General features: G+C 72.4%; 23 protein-coding genes. 17 read left to right on the top strand and 6 right to left on the bottom strand.

The annotated features are described in order from the left end of the window. Positions 1-36: 36 nt before the first annotated feature. The 3 genes from ON36_RS12360 to ON36_RS12350 form a co-directional block, all read right to left on the bottom strand. Entirely contained in the window at positions 37-765 is a 729-nt protein-coding gene (locus ON36_RS12360) for a dienelactone hydrolase family protein (protein WP_085999616.1), read from the bottom strand. Between the two features lie 214 nt (positions 766-979). Continuing rightward, positions 980-1,870: an alpha/beta fold hydrolase gene (locus tag ON36_RS12355; RefSeq protein ID WP_043651629.1), complete on the bottom strand. Its 891-nt coding sequence runs from the start codon at positions 1,868-1,870 to the stop codon at positions 980-982. 112 nt (positions 1,871-1,982) lie between these two features. Then, the gene (locus ON36_RS12350; RefSeq protein WP_052313909.1) at positions 1,983-2,942 is read right to left on the bottom strand and encodes a coiled-coil domain-containing protein; all 960 of its coding nucleotides are present in this window, start codon (positions 2,940-2,942) and stop codon (positions 1,983-1,985) included. A 766-nt stretch (positions 2,943-3,708) separates the two neighbouring features. On the opposite strand from ON36_RS12350, the gene ON36_RS12345 reads away from it, so the two are divergent. From ON36_RS12345 to ON36_RS12325, 5 genes are all read left to right on the top strand, one after another. Next, positions 3,709-4,500, top strand: a complete 792-nt coding sequence (locus ON36_RS12345) for a CPBP family intramembrane glutamic endopeptidase (RefSeq protein ID WP_052313917.1) — start codon at positions 3,709-3,711, stop codon at positions 4,498-4,500. Between the two features lie 27 nt (positions 4,501-4,527). Further along, positions 4,528-5,190, top strand: a complete 663-nt coding sequence (locus ON36_RS12340) for a hypothetical protein (protein ID WP_052313908.1) — start codon at positions 4,528-4,530, stop codon at positions 5,188-5,190. Then, complete coding sequence (locus ON36_RS12335) at positions 5,187-6,383, top strand: PrsW family intramembrane metalloprotease (RefSeq protein WP_043651623.1); 1,197 nt, start codon at positions 5,187-5,189, stop codon at positions 6,381-6,383. The genes ON36_RS12340 and ON36_RS12335 overlap by 4 nt, the downstream gene beginning before the upstream one ends. A 76-nt stretch (positions 6,384-6,459) precedes the next feature. Next, positions 6,460-6,816: an Imm51 family immunity protein gene (locus ON36_RS12330; RefSeq protein ID WP_052313907.1), complete on the top strand. Its 357-nt coding sequence runs from the start codon at positions 6,460-6,462 to the stop codon at positions 6,814-6,816. Between the two features lie 103 nt (positions 6,817-6,919). Then, the gene (locus ON36_RS12325; RefSeq protein WP_043651620.1) at positions 6,920-7,375 is read left to right on the top strand and encodes an SRPBCC family protein; all 456 of its coding nucleotides are present in this window, start codon (positions 6,920-6,922) and stop codon (positions 7,373-7,375) included. On the opposite strand, the gene rox is transcribed toward ON36_RS12325, so the two are convergent. Next, a complete protein-coding gene (rox, locus tag ON36_RS12320) occupies positions 7,368-8,798 on the bottom strand; it encodes a rifampin monooxygenase (protein WP_043651619.1) in 1,431 nt (476 codons plus the stop codon). The two genes, ON36_RS12325 and rox, sit on opposite strands and share 8 nt — an antisense overlap. 170 nt (positions 8,799-8,968) lie before the next feature. On the opposite strand from rox, the gene ON36_RS12315 reads away from it, so the two are divergent. The 5 genes from ON36_RS12315 to ON36_RS12295 all read left to right on the top strand — a co-directional run bounded on the left by ON36_RS12315 (position 8,969) and on the right by ON36_RS12295 (position 13,804). Next, positions 8,969-10,048, top strand: a complete 1,080-nt coding sequence (locus ON36_RS12315) for an NAD(P)H-dependent amine dehydrogenase family protein (RefSeq protein ID WP_043651612.1) — start codon at positions 8,969-8,971, stop codon at positions 10,046-10,048. After that, a complete protein-coding gene (locus ON36_RS12310; RefSeq protein ID WP_043651611.1) occupies positions 10,045-10,530 on the top strand; it encodes a carboxymuconolactone decarboxylase family protein in 486 nt (161 codons plus the stop codon). Before ON36_RS12315 ends, ON36_RS12310 begins: the two co-directional genes overlap by 4 nt. A 68-nt stretch (positions 10,531-10,598) precedes the next feature. Further along, positions 10,599-11,153 carry a hypothetical protein gene (locus tag ON36_RS12305; protein WP_043651610.1) on the top strand — a complete coding sequence of 185 codons (555 nt, stop codon included), beginning with the start codon at positions 10,599-10,601 and terminating at the stop codon, positions 11,151-11,153. A 66-nt stretch (positions 11,154-11,219) separates the two neighbouring features. Further along, positions 11,220-12,452, top strand: a complete 1,233-nt coding sequence (locus ON36_RS12300) for a DUF1444 domain-containing protein (protein WP_157224853.1) — start codon at positions 11,220-11,222, stop codon at positions 12,450-12,452. 71 nt (positions 12,453-12,523) lie between these two features. Beyond that, positions 12,524-13,804: a cytochrome P450 gene (locus ON36_RS12295; protein WP_052313906.1), complete on the top strand. Its 1,281-nt coding sequence runs from the start codon at positions 12,524-12,526 to the stop codon at positions 13,802-13,804. A gap of 4 nt (positions 13,805-13,808) precedes the next feature. On the opposite strand, the gene ON36_RS12290 is transcribed toward ON36_RS12295, so the two are convergent. Beyond that, positions 13,809-14,639: an SDR family NAD(P)-dependent oxidoreductase gene (locus ON36_RS12290; RefSeq protein ID WP_043651608.1), complete on the bottom strand. Its 831-nt coding sequence runs from the start codon at positions 14,637-14,639 to the stop codon at positions 13,809-13,811. 118 nt (positions 14,640-14,757) lie between these two features. Here ON36_RS12290 and ON36_RS12285 point away from each other — a divergent pair, with 118 nt between their 5' ends. The 4 genes from ON36_RS12285 (at position 14,758) to ON36_RS32705 (ending at position 17,633) form a co-directional block, all read left to right on the top strand. Beyond that, the gene (locus tag ON36_RS12285) at positions 14,758-15,354 is read left to right on the top strand and encodes a TetR/AcrR family transcriptional regulator (RefSeq protein ID WP_043651607.1); all 597 of its coding nucleotides are present in this window, start codon (positions 14,758-14,760) and stop codon (positions 15,352-15,354) included. A 78-nt stretch (positions 15,355-15,432) separates the two neighbouring features. Next, positions 15,433-16,422, top strand: a complete 990-nt coding sequence (locus tag ON36_RS12280; RefSeq protein WP_043651606.1) for a GlxA family transcriptional regulator — start codon at positions 15,433-15,435, stop codon at positions 16,420-16,422. A gap of 73 nt (positions 16,423-16,495) precedes the next feature. Further along, positions 16,496-17,107, top strand: a complete 612-nt coding sequence (locus ON36_RS12275; RefSeq protein WP_043651603.1) for an isochorismatase family protein — start codon at positions 16,496-16,498, stop codon at positions 17,105-17,107. An 85-nt stretch (positions 17,108-17,192) separates the two neighbouring features. Next, positions 17,193-17,633 (top strand): hypothetical protein, encoded by a 441-nt coding sequence (locus ON36_RS32705; protein ID WP_052313905.1) that lies wholly within the window; start codon positions 17,193-17,195, stop codon positions 17,631-17,633. On the opposite strand, the gene ON36_RS12265 is transcribed toward ON36_RS32705, so the two are convergent. Further along, positions 17,634-18,755 carry an acyl-CoA dehydrogenase family protein gene (locus tag ON36_RS12265; RefSeq protein ID WP_043651602.1) on the bottom strand — a complete coding sequence of 374 codons (1,122 nt, stop codon included), beginning with the start codon at positions 18,753-18,755 and terminating at the stop codon, positions 17,634-17,636. 90 nt (positions 18,756-18,845) lie between these two features. Between ON36_RS12265 and ON36_RS12260 the strand changes: the two genes are divergently transcribed. The 3 genes from ON36_RS12260 (at position 18,846) to ON36_RS12250 (ending at position 21,445) form a co-directional block, all read left to right on the top strand. Beyond that, complete coding sequence (locus ON36_RS12260) at positions 18,846-19,544, top strand: winged helix-turn-helix transcriptional regulator (RefSeq protein WP_043651671.1); 699 nt, start codon at positions 18,846-18,848, stop codon at positions 19,542-19,544. Between the two features lie 81 nt (positions 19,545-19,625). Beyond that, positions 19,626-20,276, top strand: coding sequence for a TetR/AcrR family transcriptional regulator (locus ON36_RS12255; RefSeq protein ID WP_043651601.1), 651 nt, complete (start codon positions 19,626-19,628; stop codon positions 20,274-20,276). Then, positions 20,273-21,445: an FAD-dependent oxidoreductase gene (locus ON36_RS12250; RefSeq protein ID WP_043651599.1), complete on the top strand. Its 1,173-nt coding sequence runs from the start codon at positions 20,273-20,275 to the stop codon at positions 21,443-21,445. Before ON36_RS12255 ends, ON36_RS12250 begins: the two co-directional genes overlap by 4 nt. The last annotated feature ends 119 nt before the right edge of the window (positions 21,446-21,564 follow it).

Genomic DNA, 21,564 nt, shown 5'->3' with positions numbered 1-21,564 from the left:
TCGTCGCGCGCGGGGGACACACCGGCCGGTGTGCGGCTAGCTCAGGTGCCGGGCGAAGAACCGGTTCCCGGCCTCGGCCTCCCAGGCCGGGACCCCCGTGTGCCCACCCATGTTGGCGTGCAGGGTCTTCTGCGGGGAGCCGAGGGCGTCGAACAGTTCGAGGGACCGCTGCCGGTCGTTGCCCTCGTCGTCCCATTGCAGCAGTACCTGCACCGGGACCGTGACCCGCCGGGCCTCCGCCAGTATGGACCGGGGCACGAAACTCCCGGCGAACAGCAACGCGGCCGCGAGGCGGGGCTCGACCAGCGCCAGGCGGACGCCGATCGAGATCACCCCGCCGGAGTAGCCGACGGGTCCGCCGATCTCCGGCAGGTCGAGCAGCGCGTCGAGCGCCGCGCGCCATTCCGGGACCGCCGCCTCGACCAGGGGAAGCACGAGCCGGTCGATGATGTCCTCGTCGACCGGCCTCCCGTCCCGCAGGGCGGCGCGCAGGTCGGCGCGGGCGCGTTCGGCCTTGGCGGACCGGGGGCGGACGCCCGCGCCGGGCAGTTCGAGGGTGGCCGCGGCGAAGCCCGCCGCCACCGCGCCGCGGGCCCGGGCCGAGACCCGGGGATACATGGCCTCCAGACCACCGGGATGCCCGACGAGGATCAGGGGCGCCGGCTCGGTCGTGGAACCGGAGGTCCACAGGATGCCGGGGACGTCGCCGAGGGTGAAGTGTCGTTCGACGAGGCCGTCGGCGCGGGTTTCGGACGTGACAGAAATGAGGGACATCGGATGTCGCCTTTCGAGAGCGGGTTTCGGCGCTCCCGGCGACGTGTCCTATCGCCCGGCCGTGCACTCTCGAGGGAGCACCCACACGGTTCCTACGTTCACGGGTCTCACCTCCTCGGTCGCGATCACGGCGAGACCGACCGTAACAGCCACGGCCGGCCCCGCACCACCGAATTTCCCGGCCCGGCGATACCGGGTGCGGCGGCTACCGGCTGGGGGCGGGCTGCTGGTCGTGGCGGCGAACGAAGGCCAGCACCCGCGCGACGAGCTCGCCGGGAATCTGGTCGAGCACACCGTGTCCCGTGCCCGGGTAGACCTCGATCTCGGCGCGCGGGACGAGGGCGGTGAGGCGCTCGCGGGCCCGGGCGGGGTCGCAGGCCACCGAGTCGCCGCCGAAGAGCGCCAGCAGCGGCACGCCGAGTGCGCGCAGCTCGTCGTCGCGCAGCACCCGGGCCCAGCCGAGCCGGGTCCGGTACCCGAGCGACGCCCGCGCGCAGGCGATTTCCTCGTCGCGCAGCGTGACGCCCGGGGTCACCCAGGCCGTCATCTTCTTCCAGTTCTCGTCGGAGGGGTTCATGCCGAGCCGCATGATCTTCAGCAGCACGCGCCACTTCATCTTCGTGACGACACCGTTGGGCTCGATCAGCGTCAGGCTGGCCACGCGCCCCGGAGCACGGGTGGCCACGAGCGCGCCGTGCCAGGCGCCCTGGGAGAGCCCGAGGACGTGGGCACGCTCGACCCCCAACCCGGCCATCAGCTCGTCGAACCAGGCAGCGAAGTCGGCCTCGCCACGGATCGGGGCGGTCTGCACGCTGCGGCCCGCCGTGCCGAGGGTGTCCGGCGCGAAGACGACGCGATCGCGGCACAGGTCCTCCACCACCGCACTCCAGTACAGACCGGTACCGCCGAACGGGTGCAGCAGCACCATCGGTGTCCCCACCCCCGACCCGTAGCGGCGGACATGGGTCGACCCGAACGACGTCGCGATCTCGGTCGTCTCCGCGGGCTGGGGCGACACCGCTTCCAGGGCGGCGTAGGCGGCGAGATAGGTCTGCCGTGCTTGCTCGTTCTCGAATCGTCCGATCTTGCGGGCCATGGATCCCCTCCACCCTCGTTGGTGATATGACCGTACCATAAAAGGGTACGGTCATATCACCCCGGACCGGCGGCCCGCGCGCCAGTACAGGCCGTCGGGCAATCGGCCGGGGTCAGGAGGGCGTGATCGCGTCCCCCCGTTCCGGCTGCCTGCCGAGGTGTTCGTCCAGCTGGCGCTCCGCGCGCTCGGCGCGGGCCAGGGTCTGGCGGCGGGCGTCGTCGAGGGCGGCCAGGCGTTCGGCGGATTCGGCGCGGACGCGGTCCGCGACGGCGGCGGCCTCGGCGCGGGCGGCGTCGAGATCGGCGCGGGCCGTGCGCCGCAGCTCGGCGAGTTCGGCACGCGCGCGGTCGAGTTCGGAGCGGGTCGTGTCGAGATCGGCGCGGGCGCGGCGCCATTCCTCGCGTGCTTCGGCGGCGGCCTCGACACGTTCGGCCGCGGCCTGTTCGGCGCGTTCGGTGGCGCGTTCGGCGTCTGCGGCGCGCTGCAGGGCCAGGTCGCGTTCGGCCTGGGCGGCGCGCAGCCGGGTCTCGCCGTCGCGGCGCAGGTGGGCCAGTTCGGTGTCGTGGCGGGCGCGGACGTCGGCGATTTCCTCCTCGGCGGCGGCGCGCAGGCGCGCGATCTCCTCGGCGGCCTCGGCCCGGGCGGCGCGCACCGCGTCCTCGGCGTCGCTGCGGGCCGCGAACACCTCCTCGGCCGCCTGCCTGGAGACGCGTTCGACCTCGCGCAACGCCTCCTCGCGCGCGGATTCGGCGGCGGCGACGCGGGATTCGGCCTGTTCGGCGGCGGTCACCGCGTCCTCGGCGACCGCCTCGGCCGCCGCCCGCGCCTCCTCGGCGTCGCGGCGCGCCTGTTCGGCCGCCACCGCGTTGACCTCGGCCTCGGCGATCCGTCGGGCCGCGTCGGCCTGCACCGCCTGGACCTGGGCTTCGGCCACCGCCGGATCGGCCAGGGTGGACAGTTCGGCGACCGCCGCGGACAGGGTCGTGCCGAGCTGCTCGGCCAAGCCACGGAACTGGCCGAGCAGCTCGTCGGCCCGCAGGCGTGCGGCCGTGGCCGGCCCCTGTGTCGTCACAGTGACGTTTGTCGCCGGTGTCTGTGACTCCTGTTGCTGGCGTTGCCTTTCCCGCCAGGCCCGCCATCGGGTGTGGTCGGGATGGTCACAGTATTCCGAGGGTCGGCCGGGTCCGCCGGCGCGGGTGATGGGGCGGGCGCAGCCCGGATAGTTGCAGGTGCTCGACACTCGTGAATCGTAGCGTTTGTTTCGTCAATCGCACACGTAACACACGAAACGAATCCCGTTCCGCCTGTTCGAGTTCGGAATCCGTAGCCCGAGGTGCTGACCACCGATAAGTGAACATTATCGGCGGCCAGGATCGAGTGACCCTCGCGAACACGCTGTGCGCAATTACGTTTCGTTTCATTTTCGCCAACCAAACGTAACCGCTACGGAAAGCGTGAAAAACTGGGGTCGACGGCACGGGTGTACCACTCTGCGCCGTGCCGAAGGATGACGCCCACCGAGAGTGCGAGCGAGCGGAGGCGTCCCCCGCCCGCGCCCGGCACACGCCCGGCCGCCGGGGGCCGATCCACCGACCCGTCCCCCCAGGCCCGCAGCAGCCGGTCAGGCGCCCAGAACCATTGCGGTTGCGTCTCGCCGCAGGTGCCGGAAGTTGTCCGGACATCCGCCGAGCCCCGCCGGCCACGGCGGAGAATCCGGAGACCAGGCACGAGCCGGGTCATGCCTGGTTAACCACCGGATCGCCGGAGCCGCAGCAACACGGTCACCGATGACCGGTTTGCGCCCGCGAATCCGCGTCCCGACCGCTATGTTGACCGGCATGCGCACGCCAGAAGCCGAGGTGACGGCAACGCGAACCGGCCGCCGTCTGTCGTATCCGATGTTCGCGCTGATCGTGATCGTCTATTTGGCGATCATCCAGCTCGGCGGTCTGCTGATGACCGCGCTGACCGGCGAGGACGACTTCCTGTCCACGCGCGCGGTGTTCTACGGCATGATCATCCCGCTCGGCGTCGCGGTCGCGTTCACCTACGGCGTCATCGCCTATCTCGGCTGGATGCGCCCGGTCCTGCACGACGACCGCCCGACCCGGGCGTGGGTGCGGGTGGTGCCGATCGTGTTCCTCGTCGCGATCGTCTTCGGCATCAACTACAGCGCGCTGGCCGACAAGGGCCTGCTCTACACGGTGGTGCTGCTGATCGCGACCCAGTTCGTCGGCTGGGGCGAGGAAGGCATGTTCCGCGGGATCGGCGTGCTGGTCCTGCGCGACCACGGCCTCACCGAGGGAAAGGTCGCGCTGTGGTCGAGCATCGTGTTCGGCGCGGTGCATCTGACCAACGGCATCACCCACGGCGCGAGCGCGCTGCCGCAGGCGATCATGGTCAGCCTGGCCGGCTACTTCTTCTACCTGATCCGCCGGGTCACGCGCGGCAACGTCGTCAACTCGGTCGTCCACGGCCTATTCGACTTCACGCTGCTGACCGGCACGGCGATCCTGCTCGATCAGACCTTCTACGTCGGCACACTGCTGCCGATCCTGGTCTACCCGGTGCTGGCGATCGTGCTGGTGATCAAGCGCCGCGATATCGAACCCGCCGCCGCGGCGGCCTGATCCATCCCTGCTCGATCGGAGGTAGACGTGGGTACGCATGAGCGCGAGGCCGAAGCGGCCTACTCCGAGGAGTACTTCGATCCGGGTGACCGCTGGGTGCCGGTGGACCGCCGCCTGCTCGGCATCGACAAACGCACCATCGTGCCCGCGCTGATCGTGCTCGCGCTGGCCTTCCTCCAAGGTGTGCTGCTGCCCCGCATCGACGCGGCCGTGCCGGAGAAGGAGGTCACCGCCGCGGGCGACGTGATCGCGGTAGAAGGCGGCATCGGATTCACCGCGGCGGGCGGCTGGTCGCTGGTGGCGGGGGAACGCGCGGGCGACGAACCCACCGGGCAGGGCTATCCCCCACAAGCCGTCCTCACCCGCGGCGGCACCCAGTTCCTGGTCCGCGTCGGCACGTTCGACGGCGACGCGGCCGCGCTGCTGTCCCGGATCGAACGCACCGACGAGCTCCTCGGTGGCGCGCTGAGGGCCGAGGGCGACCCGGTCGCGATCACCACCCGCGGCGGCGTCGACGGGATGATCACCCGGTACGCGGCCGCCACCACCGACGGTGTGCTCGCCGCGTTCGTCCTCGACGGCACCGGCATCGAGGTCGTGGCCGTCGGCCCGGCCGAACCGGGACAGGACGTGCTCGGCCAGGTCGCCGAGATGATCGCGAGCATCGGCCGGATCGGCGGCACCCGATGACCACCCCCGCCCTCGACCAGGACCGGTTCCTGGCCATCGAGAACTCCGGCTGGGGCCGGGGATTCACCTTCTACCAGCCGCGCAACCTGGCCTTCTGGGTGTACGGCCTGCTGGTGGGGTCGGGCGCGCTGCTGTTCGTCTCCCGCATCGCGAGCAGCTACCCCGCCTACGGGCGCGCCATCGCGGTCACCGCGGCGGTGTTCGCCGTCTACGGCGCGCTGTTCTGGTGGTTCGTCGCCCACATCGACCGCTACGCCCGACAGCCGACGGCACTGCTCGTCGCCGCGTTCTGCTGGGGCGGTTTCGCCGCGACCTGGTCGATGGCCTCCTACGCCAACACCGCCGTCATCAGCCTCTACGCCAAGCTGTTCGGCCATGCCTTCGCCCAGGACTGGGGACCGGCCCTGACCGCGCCGTTCACCGAGGAGACCGCCAAGGGGTTCGGCCTGCTGTTGCTGATCGCGCTGGCGCCGCGGCTGATCCGCACCGCGTTCGACGGTTTCATCGCCGGCGCCTTCCTCGGGCTCGGCTTCGAGATCATCGAGGACATCGCCTACGGGATGAACTCGGGCGCTTCGCAGTTCGGCGCCAACCAGGTCGACGCCTCGATGAGCACCGTCGTGTTGCGGGTGGCCACCGGCGCGACCGGGCATCTGCTCTACACCGCGCTGTTCTGCGCCGGGCTGGTGTACCTGCTGGGCAGGCCGGCCGAACCGCGCCGGGTCGGGCACGGACTGGGACTGATGGCGCTGGCGATGCTGCTGCACGGGCTCTGGGACGCGATGGGCAACGTCGCCGGTGCCGGCGCGGCGGCCGCGATCGGTTTCATCGTGGGCCTCATGGTGCTCGCGCTGGCGATCGCCGCGCGCGTCTTCGCCACCACGGTGCCGCGGGAGCGGGAATTCCTCGCCCGCATCCTCGCCCCGGAGGTGGCCGAGGGCATCGTCACCGACACCGAGGCGCGGGCGGCCTGCGCGAACGCCAAGGGCCGGCGGGCCTTCCGCAAGTCCGGGGCGGGCAGGGCCGGGCGTGCCCGCAACGAGCACCTGCTGGAGGCGATCTTCGACCTCGCCGACGCCCTGGCGGCCGACCGCGGCGCGCAGACCCCGCGCGTGGAGTTCGCGCGGTCGGAGGTCGCCCGCATCCGCGACGGGCGACCGGCCGGCGAGGTCCGGCTGCCCGTCGCGCTGTGACACGGCCCCGGCGGGCGGGGCGGGCACCGCTCGCCAGGGGCGGTGGATGTCGGTGGGTGCCGATAGGTTGACCCCCGTGACCGATCGAACCTCCTTCGCGCCCCTGGTCTTCTTCGAGTACGACCACAAGCCGGGCACCTTCTGCCTCATGCTCGGTGACGGCGACATGACCGCCGGCGCGGAGGTCTTCGCCGAGGCGGGCTACGAGCCCGGCGGCTACGGCTGGACCGGGGTCGCGCGCGCGGCACTGGCGCTGCGCGCGCCGCAGCTCAGCGATCGGGTGCGCTTCGACCCGGAGGCGGGCATGATGGTCGCCTACGGCACCGACGCCGACGCGCTGCGCACGCTGGGCTCCTATCTCCAGGAAGCCTTGCGCGACACCACCGTTCTGGCCGGCTTCCTGGCGGCAGGCGACCCGGAGTGGTACGACTGACGGCACCCGCGTCCGCGCGGCGCGGCCCGGCGCGAGTCCGAGTTCCGGCCGGGCGGCGTGCGAAGCTGGGGGACATGGGTAGCTCGATCGGGGTGGTGAGCCAATGACATCGGAGCCGCAACGCGATCCCGCGGCCGTCGAGATCGGCAGCTTCTTCCCGCATCCGCCGCAGGCGGTGTGGGCGGCGCTGACCGAACCGCGGCTGGTGGAACGGTGGCTGATGCCCTCCACCGGTTTCGAGCCGGTCGTCGGCACCCATTTCATCTTCGCCATCCCGGTGGGGACCCCGGGCGAGATCGCCTGCGAGGTCCTCACCGCGCGGCCGGGCGAACAGCTGACCTTCACCTGGGTCGACCTGCGCGCCCGCTACCCCAAGCGCTGGGTGGCCGACTGGGCGGTGCGGCCCCAGGGCCGCGGCACCCGGATGCTGGTGACCCAGACCGGGTTCTACGTCGAGGACAAACGCCAGAAGATGGCCCGCAACGCCATGGAACGGGTGTGGCGCGGCGCGCTGTCGCGGCTGGGCGGTGTCCTCGACGACGGCCCCTCGCTCAACTGAGCGCGGGCGTACCGAACCAGCGGCGCAGCGCGGCATCGAGGCCGTCCTGGTCCTCGCCGAGCCAGGCGATGTAGCCGTCGGGGCGCAGCAGCACCGCGGGCGCGTCGAGGCGGGCGCCGGGATCGGTGACGGTGTCGACGCGGTCGTCGTGGCCCTTCGCCGACAGCGCGCCGGTCCGGTCGAGCAGCAGGCCACGACCGGCGTGCAGGCGCGCGTAGAGGGTGCCCTCGCTCAGGTCGATGTCGCGCAGGCGTCGCCCGAGCTGCTCGGGGCCGGGCCCGAAGTCGTAGCGGATGCCGATGCCGGTGAGCTTCTCGAGCAGGTGCCGGTGCACGTCGGGGAAGTCCAGCAGCCGGGTGACCAGGCGCCGCACGGCCTGCGCGCCGGGCGCGGTGGACAGCAGCTCCATCTGGGCGCGGCTGCTGTCGATGACCTCGGCGGCCACGGGTGCGCGTTCGGCCTCGTAGCTGTCGAGCAGGTCGGCGGGCGCCCGGCCGCGCACCTGCGCCGCGAGTTTCCAGCCCAGGTTCACCGCGTCCTGGATGCCGAGGTTGAGGCCCTGGCCGCCGACGGGTGGATGGATGTGGGCGGCGTCGCCCGCGAGCAGGATCCGGTCGCGGCGGTAGGTCTCGGCCTGGCGGGTCGCGTCGCCGAAGCGGGACAGCCAGCGCGGGGAGTGCACCCCGAAGTCGGTGCCCGCCACCGCCCGCAGCCGGGTGCGGAAGTCGTCGAGGGTCGGGGTGCTGGTGCGGTCCTCGCTGACGCCGTCGGCGCGCACGACGACCCGGTACACACCGTCGCCCAGCGGCATGAGCCCGAAGATCTTCTCGGTCGCGCGGATCCGGGTGACCACTTCGGTCACGGTCTGCGGCGTCGCGGTCACCGACATCTCTCCCAGCAGCGTCTCCACCCGCGTCGGTTCGCCGGGGAAGCCGATGCCGGTCAGCTTGCGCACGGTGCTGCGGCCGCCGTCGCAGCCGACGAGGTAGCGGGCGCGCAGGGCGGTGCCGTCGTCGAGCTGCGCGATCACGCCGGTGCCGTCCTGGGTCAGGCCGGTCAGGGTGCGGCCGCGGCGGATGTCGGCGCCCGCGTCGGCGGCGTACTCGGCGAGCAGGCGGTCGGTGATGTTCTGCGGGATGCCGAGGGCGTAGGGGTAGGTGGTGTCCAGGTCGGCGGGGGCCGGCTTGTCGATGGCGGCGAAGAAGCCGCCGAGCGGGTGGTGTGTGCCGTGTTCCTCGAAACGGTCGAGCAGTCCGCGCTGTGCCAGGACCTCGATGCTGCGCACGTGCAGCCCCAGCGCGCGCACGTAGGGCGGCTGGGTGGGCTGCTTCTCGAGCACCACCACCCGCACGTCGTGCAGGCGCAGCTCGCGCGCCAGCATCATCCCGGTCGGGCCGCCGCCCACCACGATCACGTCGATCATCGTCTTCCCCACTTCTGTCGCCGAACCCGGTCCGGCCGGTGATTCTGCACCACGGACCGGGCCTTGCCGCAAGCCCCGGTGCCCGCGATATGGTGAAGGGGGACGAGGCGCCGGGCCTCGTCTTTTTTCGTTCCCGACCTGCCCGACCAAGCGCTTGCTACCCTGGCGCGATGATCCCCACGATCGTCTGGGGCACCGGCAACGTCGGCCGCGCGGCAATCCGTGCCGTCGACGCTCATCCGGCGCTCGAACTCACGGGGGTGCTCGTGCACAACCCCGACAAGGTCGGCCGCGACGCGGGCGCGCTCGCCGGTCTCGACACCGAACTCGGCGTGGCCGCCACCGCCGACATCGACGCCCTTCTCGCCACGAAGCCACGGGCCGTGGTCTACGCCGCCTCCGGCGACATCCGTCCCGACGACGCGCTCGCCGACATCGTGCGCGCGCTGCGGGCGGGCGCCGTCGTGGTCTCGCCCGCGGTCTACGCCCTCTACGACCCCCGCAACGCCCCCGCCGACCTGCGCGCACAGGTCCTGGAAGCCATTGCGGCGGGCGGTGGTTCGCTGTTCGTATCCGGAGTGGATCCCGGCTGGGGCAATGATGTGCTGCCATTGTTGCTCTCCGGGTTATCCACCTCGGTCGAGGCGATCCGCTGCCAGGAGATCTTCGACTACTCCACCTACGACCAGCCCGACTCGGTGCGCTGGCTCGTCGGCATGGGCCAGCCGATGGACTACCAGCCGCCTATGATCGCCCCCACGGTGCCGACCATGGTGTGGGGCGGCCAGATCCGGCTGCTGGCCCGCGGGCTCGGCGTCGAACTCGACGACATCCGCGAGACCGTGGACCGGCGCGCCCTCGACACCACCGTGACCACCCCGTCCATGGGCGAGTTCGCGGCGGGCACCCAGGGCGCGATCCGGTTCGAGGTCCAGGGCATCGTCGACGGCGAACCGCTGCTCGTGGTCGAACACGTCACCCGCATCCACCCCTCCTGCGCCCCCGACTGGCCCACACCGCCCGACGGCGACGGCGCGCACCGGGTGATCATCGAGGGCCGCCCGCGCATCGAGGTCAGCGTGGAGGCCACCGACGAAGGCGGCAACCGCTCGGCGGGCGGAAACGCCACGGCCGTCGGCCGGCTGGTCAACGCCATCGACTGGCTCGCCGAGGCCGAACCCGGCCTCTACGACGCCCTCGACGTCCCGCTGCGTGCCGCGACGGGCAGACTCGGAAGGAAGAAGCCATGATCATCGACGTACCCGAGGGCAAGGACCCCATCGGATTCGTCTGGGGCGAGATGGTTCCCGGTATCGGCATCGCCGCCTCGGCCTTCTCTCTGTCGGTCTACGAACACTCCACCCTCGGCCTGCGCGAATTCGAGGCCGCCCGCCTGCGCATCGCCCAGATCAACGGATGCCTGTTCTGCCTGGACTGGCGCACCGAACGCGACGGACAGAAGGTCGAACCCGAATTCGCGCAGGCCGTCACCGACTGGCGCCTGACCGACCGCTTCGACGAACGCACCCGCCTCGCCGCCGAATACGCCGAGCGCTACGCCACCGACCACCACAGCCTCGACGACGAATTCTGGCAGCGCATGTTCGCCCACTACACCCAGACCGAGGTCGTGGAACTGAGCATGAGCATCGGCGCCTGGCTCGCCTTCGGCCGCCTCAACCACGTCCTCGGCCTGGACGCGGTCTGCGTCCTGCCCGGCCACTCCGCCTGACCCCCGGTGGGTGCGCGGCCACGGCACGCACCCACCACCACGGGGACGCCCCCGCTATTCTCGGCCCGGTGCACGTCGAATTCGGCGCGGACCGGATCCGCTACACCGGTTACGAGATCCCCGCGGCCACGGTCCATCCCGACGGCACACTCGCCGCCGCGCTGATCCGCGACGCCGACTGGTCCACCCACCCGCCCGAGATCCGGACCCGGCGCGGGGAAACACTGTTCGTCCCCGCCGCCCACTCCCAGGACCTCGCGCTGTTCTGCGAACGCGCCGCGATCACACGGGTCCGCCGCTTCGACGTCTGGGCCGACCTGCTCGAACCGTTCCTCGACACCGAATTCCCCGAAGCCGACCAACGCGCGACCCTGGAACGGCTGCGCTCCCACGCCGGCCTCGACGCCGCCGCGGTGGCGGGCATCCGCGCACGGGTCGACCGGCTCATGACCGCCTACAACATCGACAGCATGCTGTGGGAGTGGACGCACCTGGGACTGTTCGACCTGGTCGGCGCCGCGGCAGGCAGGCTGGTGCCGCCGCGGATCACCGCCTGCCTCGGCCCCGCCGACGAGTTCTATTGGTGGGCAATGCGTCTGGCCGACCTGCCCACGTCACGCTGATCGTTGCCTCGGCTACAGTGGCGCGCGGCGCCGCGCCGACCGCGCGCGGGTGCCGGAGGTGTGATCGTGGGGATGGGAGCTGACCGGCGCCGGTGGTGGCCGGTGCTCGAGGGCCTGCTCGTCGTCGGGATGACCCTGGCCAGCTGCGGCATGCTCGCCTGGGTCGCCGCGGTGCTGGTCGCCGCCCGGACCCGGCGCCGCCGCGACGCCCGGTTCGCGGTCGCGGCGTTCGTACTGACCATGCTCGCGGTGCTGTGGGCCGGATCCGAACCCGCCGACCGCGACCCCCAGCGCGCCGACTCCGCGCTGCTGGTCCTGCTGATCCTGTCCTGCGTGTGCGTGGCCCGCTACATCGTCGAGGCCCGCACCGGATCCGGCCCCGCCGAACGCGATCCCGACACCGTCGCGCGCGACGCGGTCTTCCCGTTCCTGTCCGTGCACGAGGCCGCCCGGCTGCGGGCCCTGGTCCGCGAGAACTTCGCCGAACGCGGCGTCGAGGTGACGCCCGGCGCGGCGTCGCTGCGCACCATCGACGGTCACGACTACAGCCTCTACAACCTGTTCGCGGTCTGCAACCAGGACCCGCGCGGGCACCGGGCCTGGCCCGGGCTGGTGCGCGCCCACGTCGACAACGTGCTGGCCATGCCGAGCGGCGAGGTCCTCGCCGCCGCGGGCACCGACCTGCTGGCCACCCTGTATCCGCGCGTCCTGCCCCGCCAGTACCTCGAACACGCGCCCGCCGAACAGTTCCGCTACGCGCGCCGGTTCACCGACGACCTGCGGATCGTGCTCGCCGTCGACACCCCCACCTCGGTGCACGTGCTGGGCGGGGACGCGGTCGCCCAGCTCGGCGACAGCGACGACGTGTGGGCGCGGGCGCTGGCGAATCTGCGCGCCCTGCCGGTCAGTTCGCCGGGCACCTTCAGCCGCCGCGAGGGCGGGCAGTTCCACGCGGTGGTCGACCGCTCGCACTTCACCGCCGCCAAGATCCTGGTCCTGGACGAACTCCTGGCCGGGCTCGGCATCCCCGTCGGCGAGGACGGGGTGCTCGTGGCCGTGCCCAACCGCAACCAGGTCGCGTTCCGGCCCATCGACGATTCCCCGTTCGCGCCCGCCCTGTTCGACCTCACCGACTTCGCGGTGCGCGGCTACGTCGACGCGCCGGGGCCGCTGAGCCCGCACCTGTTCTGGTGGCGGCGCGGTCAGCTGGTGCAGCTGACCGAGACCGACGACGCGGGCGCGCTGGTGTTCCGGCTGCCCGACGAACTGGTCGCCCTGATGGACCGGCACAGCGGCTGACCCGAAACCCGGTCCGGTCACGGCGGGCGGGGTTACCGTGGAGTCAGGTGCCCAGGAGAGGACGACCGCCCATGTTTCCGCCCGGCCCCCGGCTGCCCCCGGTCCTGCAGACCATGCGTTATGTGCAAGCGCGGGAACGGTTCATGACCGCCACCGCCCGCCGCTACGGCGACACCTTCACCCTGCGCATGGTCGCGCCCTACGCCAGGAACCTGGTGGTGTTCACCCGCCCCGAGCACGTGCGCGAGATCTTCGCCGCCTCCCCCACCGACCTGCACGCCGGGGAGAGCAACGGCATCCTGCGCCCGCTGCTGGGCGATCACTCGGTGCTGATCACCGACGAGGCCGACCACGCGCGCGCCCGCAAGCTGCTGATGCCCGCCTTCAGCGGCGCCGCCCTGGCCGGCTACCGCAAGATGATCGAGCAGATCGCGGCCGCCCGCGTGGAGAACTGGGCGCCGGGCGCGACCGTGCGCAGCCTGGACGCGATGACCGAGATCACCCTCGACGTGATCGGCGAAGTCGTACTGGGGGTGAGTGATCCGCGCCGCCGTGCCCTGCTGGGTCCACCGATCCGGCGCATCACCGACATCGCCCCGCTCACCCTGCTCGGCTCGCGCTACCCCCGCCTGCAACGGTACGGGCCGTGGAAGCGCTTCCACGACGACAAGGACCGGCTCGACGCCCGGCTCTACGCCGAGATCGACACCCGCCGCGCCGAGGCCGACGAACCCGGCGCCGACGTCCTGTCGCGCCTGCTGGCCGCGGGCGCGGACACCGAGTCCCCGCTCACCGCGCCCGAACTGCGCGACCAGCTGGTCACCCTGCTCGTCGCAGGCCACGAGACGACCTCCTCGGCGCTGGCCTGGGCCCTGCACGAGCTCGCCGCCGACCCCGGCACGCAGCAGCGGGCACGCCGCGCCGCGCTCGACGGCGACACCGCCTACCTCGAAGCGGTGATCAAGGAGGCGCTGCGCTATCACTGGGTGATCGGCGGCATCGTGCGCAAACTGACCCGCGACCTCACCCTCGGCGGCTACGACCTGCCCGCCGAGACGGTCGTGGCGACCTCGATCCTGCTGGCCCACCGCCGGCCCGAGGCCTACCCGGACGCGGTGTTCCGGCCCGAGCGGTTCCTCGACGGCAGCGTCGCGCCGCACACGTGGCTGCCCTTCGGCGGCGGCGTACGGCGCTGCCTCGGCGCGGGTTTCGCGCTGATGGAGGGCGCGGCCGTGCTCCAGGAGATCCTGCGCAGGCACACCCTGACCCTGCCGCCGGGGGCGAGCGGGCGCGGGCGGGTCCGCAACATCACCCACGTGCCCGCCGACGGGGCCCCGATCCTGATCGGCTGAGCGGCTAACCCGCGCGCCGGCTCAGGTCCTCCCACCTGCGCAGCTCGGCGGCGCGGGCCCCGAGCAGGTCCTCCACGATGTCGAAGGCGGCCCCGCCCAGCACCACCCGCGCGGGCGGCTCGTCCATGCCGACGATCTCGAGCACGGCCGCGGCGGCGAGGGCGGGGTCGGCGTCCACCGACTCGGTCCACCTGCTCTGCAGCCATTCCCGCAGCTCGGCGTAGGCGGGGTTCTCCTGGGTCATGGTCAGCCCGGCGGTGAACAGGCCCGTCTCGTAGCCGCCCGGTTGCAGGATGGTGACCGCGACGCCGAAGCGTTCGACCTCCATGGCCAGGGCCTCGGCGATGCTGTCCAGGGCCGCCTTGCCCGCGCCGTAGAGGCCGGTCGCGGCGAAACCGCCTGCCGAGCCCATGGACGAGACCTGCAGGATGTGTCCCGAGCCCTGGGCGCGCAGGTGCGGGACGACGGCCTGGCTCACCCACAGCGCGCCGAAGAAGTTCACGTCGAGGTGGGCACGGGCCTGCTCCTCGGTGACCTCCTCGAGCATGCCGAGCACGACGCCGCCGGCGTTGTTGACCACGACATCCACCCGGCCGAACGTCGCGAAGGCGCGGTCGACGCCGGCGAAGACGGCGGCGCGGTCGGCCACGTCGAGGGCGAAGGTGACCAGGCGGCCCCCGGAACCGGCGGCCAGGTCGGCCAGGGGCGTGACGTCGCGGGCGACGCCGACGACGCGGTCTCCCGCGGCCAGGGCGGCTTCGGTGAAGGCCCGGCCGAGCCCCCGGGAGGCGCCGGTGATGAACCAGGTGCGGGGTTCGCTGCTCGCGCGAGTCATGGGGGCTCCTTTTCGGTCCGATAAGACGAGACGATTCGTCTCGTTTACGTCCACGACTATGCGCGGCGCGCGCCGACTTGTCAAGACGAGACGTTGCGTTCCCTCTAGAATCGCCGTCATGGCCCGCACCCCCGACACCACCCGCCGCAGCGAACGCTCCCGCCTGGCGATCCTCGACGCCGCCCGCGCCCTGCTCGCCGACACTCCCTACGCCAAACTCACCATCGAGGCCATCGCCGCCCGCGCCGGAGTCGGCAAACAGACCATCTACCGCTGGTGGCCCACCAAGGGCGCGGTCGTCCTCGACGCGATCCTCGCCCTCAGCGAGCACCCCGACAGCGGCGGCATCGCCCTGCCCGACACCGGCGACCTCGCCGCCGACCTCACCACCGTCCTGCGCGCCACCGTCGCCGAACTCGCCGACCCCGCCTTCGGCGCACCCCTGCGCGCCCTCATGACCGAGATCCTCAACGACCCCGACCTCGCCGCGACCTACCGCGACCGCATGCACCGGCCCGTCCACGACGCCAAGATCGCCCGCCTGCGCAGCGCCCAGGACGCCGGCCAGCTCGCCCCCGACGCCGACCTCGACCTGCTGATCGATCTGCTCTACAGCCCCGTCACTCAGCGCTGGCTCACCGGAACCGGCCCCCTCGACGACGCCTTCGCCGACGCCCTGGTGACCACCGTCCTGCGCGGATTCGCCACCCCCTGACCGGGCCGCGATCCCCTGTCCGAAAGTGACACAACCTCGTCATTGCGGCCATGACCGGCGGCGCGACAGGATGACTACATGCCCACCACCCGCCGGATCGTCATCACGGTCTTCCCCGAGGTCGACCTGCTCGACGTGACCGGCCCCGCCGAAGTCTTCGCCCTCGCCAACCGCGAGACCGGCGGCGCCGCGGGCTACGAGATCCGCCTCGCCGCCCCCACACCCGACCCGGTCCACACCTCCGCCGGCGTACGGCTGCTGCCCGACGACACCTTCGCCGGCATCGGCACCCCCGTGCACACCCTGATCGTGCCCGGCGCCGTCGACATGATCGACGGCGAACCCGTCGCCCGCCTCGACCCCGCCGTCGTCGATTGGGTACGCGCCACCGCGCCCCACGCCGCCCGCGTCGCCTCGGTCTGCGTCGGCGCCCACGTCCTGGCCGCCGCGGGACTCCTCGACGGCAGAACCGCGACCACCCACTGGTCCACCGCCGCCCAGCTCGCCGCCGACCACCCCACCGTCACCGTCGACCCTGACCCCATCTTCGTGCGCGCCGACCGCGGCAGGCTCTGGACCGGCGCGGGCATCAGCGCCTGCCTCGACCTCGCCCTCGCCCTGGTCGCCGAGGACCACGGCGAAGACCTCGCCCTGGCCGTCTCCCGCCAGCTCGTCGTGTTCCTGCGCCGCCAGGGCGGACAGAGCCAGTTCTCCGTCCCGCTCAGCCGGCCCGCCACCGCCCGCCGCGACATCGACGCCCTGCGCGCCTGGATCACCGAACACCACGACGCCGACCTGTCCGTTCGCGCCCTCGCCGAACGCATGCGCCTGAGCGAACGTCACTTCGCCCGCGTGTTCACCAAGGAGATGGGCGTCGGCCCCAGCGCCTACGTCGAATCCACCCGCGTCGAGGTCGCCCGCAGGCTCCTGGAAACCACCGACCGCACCCTCGACCAGATCGCCACCGACGCCGGACTCGGCTCCGTGGAAACCCTGCACCGCGCCTTCCGCCGCCGCCTCGGCACCGGACCCGCGAGCTACCGACGGCGCTTCCGCACCCGCGCCTGAACCACCACCCCGAACCACCCGAACCGCGGCCCGCGGTCCGGGCGCCCCCACCTGCCCGACGAAAGGCACCCCCATGACCGTCTCCCCCACCCTGCGCGCCGTCAGCGGCCTCGACGACACCCCGCCCCGCCTGCGCGACGCCGCCCTCGTCCTCATCGACTACCAGAACACCTACCGCACCGGCGTCATGTCCCTGGGCGACAGCGCCGCCCCCGCCCTGGCCGCGGGCGCCCGCCTGCTCGCCCGCGCCCGCGCCGCGGGCATCCCGATCGTCCACGTCGTCAACGACGCGGGCACCGGCTCCCCCTACGACCTCCACACCGACCTGGGCGCCATCAGCGCCGAAGTCGCCCCCCGCGACGGTGAACCCGTCGTCGTCAAACACCTTCCCGACGCCTTCACCGGCACCGACCTCCACGAGCGGCTCGCCGCCCTCGGCGTCGCGCCCGGCGGCGACCTCGTCCTTGCCGGATTCATGACCCACCTGTGCGTCACCTTCACCGCCCAGGGCGCCTTCGCCCGCGGCTACCGGCCCACCGTCGTCGCCGAGGCCACCGCCACCCGCGACCTCGCCGCACCCGACGGCACCACCCTGTCCGCGGCCGACCTGCACCGTGCCGCCCTCACCACCATCGCCGACCTGTTCGGCCCGATCGCGCCCACCGTGGACACCCTCGCCGACTGACGACGGAAAGTGCCGGACGCCCAACGGCATCCGGCACTCCCGGCCCCCGCCGGACCCCCCTCCGCCCCTCGGTAACATTCCGCCGGTGAAACCGACGTCCGACCCCACCCAGCACCAGCACCACCACTTCGAATGCGAATGCTGCGACGCCCCGGTCGAACGCACCTGGAACGTCGTCCACAGCGACGGCGAGCCCGTCGCGGTCTACTACGCCAGCAGCTACCACCACGCCGGCCGCGACCCCGAGACCTGGATCGACGTCATCCTCGGCACCTGGGACGGCGAATACGCGCAGGACCACGTCACCTTCGGCTGCCGCGTCGGCACGCGATCGGGCAACGCCACCCCCGCCGCCGGACTCGTCCACGCCTGCGCCGACGGCACCGCAGGCCCCCTCCACGGCACCGTCCTCACCCGCGACCAGGCGCGCACCCACCCGCGCCTCGCCGACTTCTGGGCCGTGGTCGACCACGTCCTCACCAGCGACCCGGTCGTCAGCGGCCACCTCTACGCGGGCACACCCTGATCACCCGATCGGGCTGTGCCCCAACGCCACATTGCCCGAGAACCGCAACTGCCTCGCGCGCGGCAGCGGATGGAAATGCGCGCCGTGCACGTCGCGGTAGAGCCGCTCCAGCGCACACGAGCGCGAATACCCCGCGCCGCCGGTCGCTTCGATCGCGTGACGCACCGTCGCGATGAGCGCCTCCACCGCCACCGTCTTGCGGCTCAGGATCCGCGCCGCACCGGCATCGGTGTTCGCGAACCGCAGATCCGCCGAATCGGCGAACATCGCCGCGATCAGATCCGCCGCGGTCACATGGGCGTTGAGCATCTCCCCGACCGTCTGCACCGTCGCGTCGTCGCCGCGCCCCGCCAGCAGCGTCGTCGCCACCTCCACCGCCGCGTCGGCCACCCCCAGGTAGGCCGCCATCACCAGCGGCATCGCCGCGCCGATCACCACGTTCAGCAACGGCGGCCACACCTCGGCGGGCCGGATCAGCGAGACCGCCGCGTCCGGGACGAACACGTCCTCGAGCACCACCGTGTGCGAACCGCTCGCCCGCAGGCCCAGCGTGTCCCAGGTCTGCTCGATCCGCACGCCCTGCGCCGACAGCGGCATCGCGAAATGCAGTACCTCACCGCCGAACCGGATACTGCTCACCAGCACGTCGCCGACCTCGCAGCCGCTGGCGGGCGCCTTGCGGCCGTGCACCCGGTACCCGCCCTCGACCCGCTCGGCGGACCCGTTGGATCCCACCCAGTCCGAGGCGCCGGTACTGACCAGGATCGCCCCGCCGACGACCTTGCCGAACACCGCCGAGGCATCGATACCGTGATGGTGCCGCCACACCTGCGCGGCCACCAGATGCGTGTGCATCGCGAACGCCACCGCGGTCGAGGGATCGTGGCGGCCCAGCTCGCGCAACACCGCACCCATCTCGGCGTGGCTCGCGCCGCCGCCGCCGAACTCGGCCGGCACCAACGCGGCGGACAGACCGGAGGCACGCAACCGGTCGAACGCCGCCACCGAGATCTCACCGGAGCGATCGCGCTCGGCCACCTCGGGACGCAGGAATTCACCGATCTCGCGGGCCAGGGCGACGCGGTCGATGGTGGTCTGGGTTTCGGAAACTGTCGAAGTCATGTTTCGAACGTAAGAAGCGCCGCGATAACCGAATAGTCCAGAAAGTGGACTCCCCCGGTCCTGAAAGTGGACCCCGGCGACGAGGTGGACATGACCGACAACAACGACGGATACGGCCAGTACTGCCCGATCTCGCGCGCGCTCGACGTGCTCGGCGAACGGTGGTCGCTGCTCATCCTGCGCGACCTCTACCTCGGCACCACCCGCTTCAACGACCTCGCCCGCGGCCTGCCCGGCCTCTCGCGCAGCCTGCTCGCCAAACGCCTGCGCCAGTTCGAACGGGCCGGCCTGCTCGACAAGGTCGGCACCGACCACCAGCTCACCGCTGCGGGCCGCGACCTGGAACCGATCCTGTTCGGGCTCGGCGAATGGGGCGCACGCTGGACCTTCGGCCCCTCCCGCGCCGAGGAACGCGATCCCGGCCTGCTGGTCTGGTGGATGCGCGACCGCGTCGACACCTCCTCCTTCCCCGGACTGCGCCACGTCCTGCACGTGCGCTTCACCGACGACATCCGCCGCTACTGGATCGTCGTCGAACGCGGCGTCGCCTCGGTCTGCGACAGCGACCCCGGCTATCCGGTCGACGTCACGATCACCGCCGCCGTCGCCACCCTCTACGAGATCTGGCTCGGCCGCGTGCCACTCGTCCACGCCCAGCGCGCAGGCCGCATCAGCTTCCACGGCGACCCCGCCCTCACCCGGCGCATGCCCGCCGTGCTGCGCCTGAGCCCCGTCGCGGGCTACGTGCGCGCCGCCACCGAGGAGGCCCGACCCGCCCGCGCCTCCTGAGGCCACCACGCGCACCCTTGCGCTCGCGGCGGCGGCGCGCTTCAATAGCCTGCAAGTAAGTAGTTACTTACAGGAGGCTCGATGGCGATCTCGTCCCGCCGCCGGATCATGACCGAGGCCCTGCGCCTGTTCGGCGAACAGGGCTTCGCCCGCACCACCATCGCCCAGATCGAACAGGCCGCCGGGCTCTCCGCCGGCTCCGGCGCCCTCTACCGGCACTTCCGCTCCAAGGACGCCCTGCTCGTCGAAGCCATCCAGACCCGGCTCACCGACCGCGGCGACTGGGCCCGCTTCCTCGACCCCGACTTCTCGGTCAGCGCGCTGCTCGACGAGACCGCGCCCGGCGCGGACACCGTCGACAAAATCACCGTGCTCTGCCGCATCGGCCTCGCCCGCCTCGAACACGACCGCGACGTCACCCGCATCCTCATGCGCGACAACACCATCAACAGCGCCGTCCTCGACGTCTTCCGCCGCGAGGAATACGACGTCGTCGTCTCCGTCATCGCCCGCGCCCTCGCCGGCCTCACCGGCGCGGGCACCGACCCCGCCGACTGGACCGACACCGCCGCCGTCCTCACCGGCGCCATCGCCCACTACTGGCTCATCACCGACATCTTCGACGGCGACCACCCCGCGGGCATCGACACCGACCACTACCTGCGCGCCACCGCCGAACTCATCGCCGCCCGCGTCGACGCGGCCCGTCACGGACAGGAGACCCCAGCATGACCACCGACCACATCACCGTCGTCGGCGGCGGAATCGCCGGCCTCACCGCCGCCATCGCCTGCGCCGAGACCGGCGTCCCCGTCCGCCTCCACGAAGCCCACCACACCCTCGGCGGCCGCGGCCGCGCCACCGCCGCGCCCCACGTCGCCCACGACGGCGCCCACGTCTTCTACGCCGACGGCCCCCACTACCGCTGGCTGAAGCAGCGCGGCTTCACCGCCGGACTCGGCTGGCCGTCCCCCGCCGCCGCGGCCCGCCTGCGCTTCCGCGCCGACGACCGCCTCCGCGCCGTCCCCCCGCTCGGCGTCCTCCGCGCCCAGGCCGCCGCCTTCCGCACCGCGCCCGTCGACCTCGACTTCCACACCTGGGCCACCCGCCTCTGGGGCGACAAGACCGCCCGCCAGGTCGCCAACGCCATCAGCGTCGTCACCTACACCGCCGACACCGGCAGCCTGTCCGCCGCCTTCGTCTTCGGCCTATTCCAGCGCGTCCTCGGACCCCGCGTGCCCGCCGTGCGCTGGGTGCGCGGCGGCTGGCAGGAGGTCATCGACCGCATGGCCGAGCAGGCCGCCGCGCTCGGCGTCATCATCGAAACCGGTTCCCGCGTCACCGAACTGCCCACCGGCGGCCCGGTCATCGTCGCCACCGAACTCGCCTCCGCGCGCACCCTCCTCCACGACGACACCCTCACCGGCCACAGCGGCGACTGCGTCCTGCTCGACATCGCCCTCACCACCGACCGCCGCGACACCCTGCTCGCCTTCGACCTCGACGAGGGCGGCTTCCACGAGAGCTACACCATGCAGGACGACACCATCGCACCCGCGGGCGAATCCCTCTACCAGCTCCAGATGCCCCTGCGCGCCGGCGAATCCCACACCTCGGCCCACCAGCGCCTGAGCTACTTCGCCGACCAGCTCCTCCCGGACCGCCTCGCCCGCACCACCTTCCAGCGCACCGCCACCGCCAAGGGCCGCACCGGAGCCCTCGACCTCCCCGGACACACCTGGCGCGACCGCCCCGCCGTCGACCGCGGCGACAACGTCTACCTCGCGGGCGACATGGTCGCCGCCCCCGGGATGCGCGGGGAGATCGCGATCAACAGCGCACTCGAAGCCGCCCGACGCGCGGTCTCCGCGCTACGACCCGGCCTCGCGCTCCGGCCCTGACCCCGCGGGCCCGCCGCGACCGGGCCGCCGAACACCGTGTCCACCAGCGGTTCCCCGCACCCCGGACAGCGGGCGGCTATCGTCGGAGAACACCGTGCCCGCCGTCGAGCACCGAGCGT

This window comes from Nocardia thailandica NBRC 100428, from assembly GCF_000308795.1.
Taxonomy (GTDB): Bacteria; Actinomycetota; Actinomycetes; order Mycobacteriales; family Mycobacteriaceae; genus Nocardia; species Nocardia thailandica.
Note: the sequence above shows the minus strand (reverse complement) of the source record. Positions and strands in the feature narration are given on the sequence as shown.

Coding starts and splice junctions, on each gene's coding strand:
- ON36_RS12355 (WP_043651629.1), bottom strand. CDS start 1,870: ATGGCCCGCAAGATCGGACGATTCGAGAACGAGCAAGCACGGCAGACC.
- ON36_RS12345 (WP_052313917.1), top strand. CDS start 3,709: ATGCGCACGCCAGAAGCCGAGGTGACGGCAACGCGAACCGGCCGCCGT.
- ON36_RS12335 (WP_043651623.1), top strand. CDS start 5,187: ATGACCACCCCCGCCCTCGACCAGGACCGGTTCCTGGCCATCGAGAAC.
- ON36_RS12325 (WP_043651620.1), top strand. CDS start 6,920: ATGACATCGGAGCCGCAACGCGATCCCGCGGCCGTCGAGATCGGCAGC.
- rox (WP_043651619.1), bottom strand. CDS start 8,798: ATGATCGACGTGATCGTGGTGGGCGGCGGCCCGACCGGGATGATGCTG.
- ON36_RS12315 (WP_043651612.1), top strand. CDS start 8,969: ATGATCCCCACGATCGTCTGGGGCACCGGCAACGTCGGCCGCGCGGCA.
- ON36_RS12310 (WP_043651611.1), top strand. CDS start 10,045: ATGATCATCGACGTACCCGAGGGCAAGGACCCCATCGGATTCGTCTGG.
- ON36_RS12295 (WP_052313906.1), top strand. CDS start 12,524: ATGTTTCCGCCCGGCCCCCGGCTGCCCCCGGTCCTGCAGACCATGCGT.
- ON36_RS12290 (WP_043651608.1), bottom strand. CDS start 14,639: ATGACTCGCGCGAGCAGCGAACCCCGCACCTGGTTCATCACCGGCGCC.
- ON36_RS12285 (WP_043651607.1), top strand. CDS start 14,758: ATGGCCCGCACCCCCGACACCACCCGCCGCAGCGAACGCTCCCGCCTG.
- ON36_RS12280 (WP_043651606.1), top strand. CDS start 15,433: ATGCCCACCACCCGCCGGATCGTCATCACGGTCTTCCCCGAGGTCGAC.
- ON36_RS12275 (WP_043651603.1), top strand. CDS start 16,496: ATGACCGTCTCCCCCACCCTGCGCGCCGTCAGCGGCCTCGACGACACC.
- ON36_RS12265 (WP_043651602.1), bottom strand. CDS start 18,755: ATGACTTCGACAGTTTCCGAAACCCAGACCACCATCGACCGCGTCGCC.
- ON36_RS12260 (WP_043651671.1), top strand. CDS start 18,846: ATGACCGACAACAACGACGGATACGGCCAGTACTGCCCGATCTCGCGC.
- ON36_RS12255 (WP_043651601.1), top strand. CDS start 19,626: ATGGCGATCTCGTCCCGCCGCCGGATCATGACCGAGGCCCTGCGCCTG.
- ON36_RS12250 (WP_043651599.1), top strand. CDS start 20,273: ATGACCACCGACCACATCACCGTCGTCGGCGGCGGAATCGCCGGCCTC.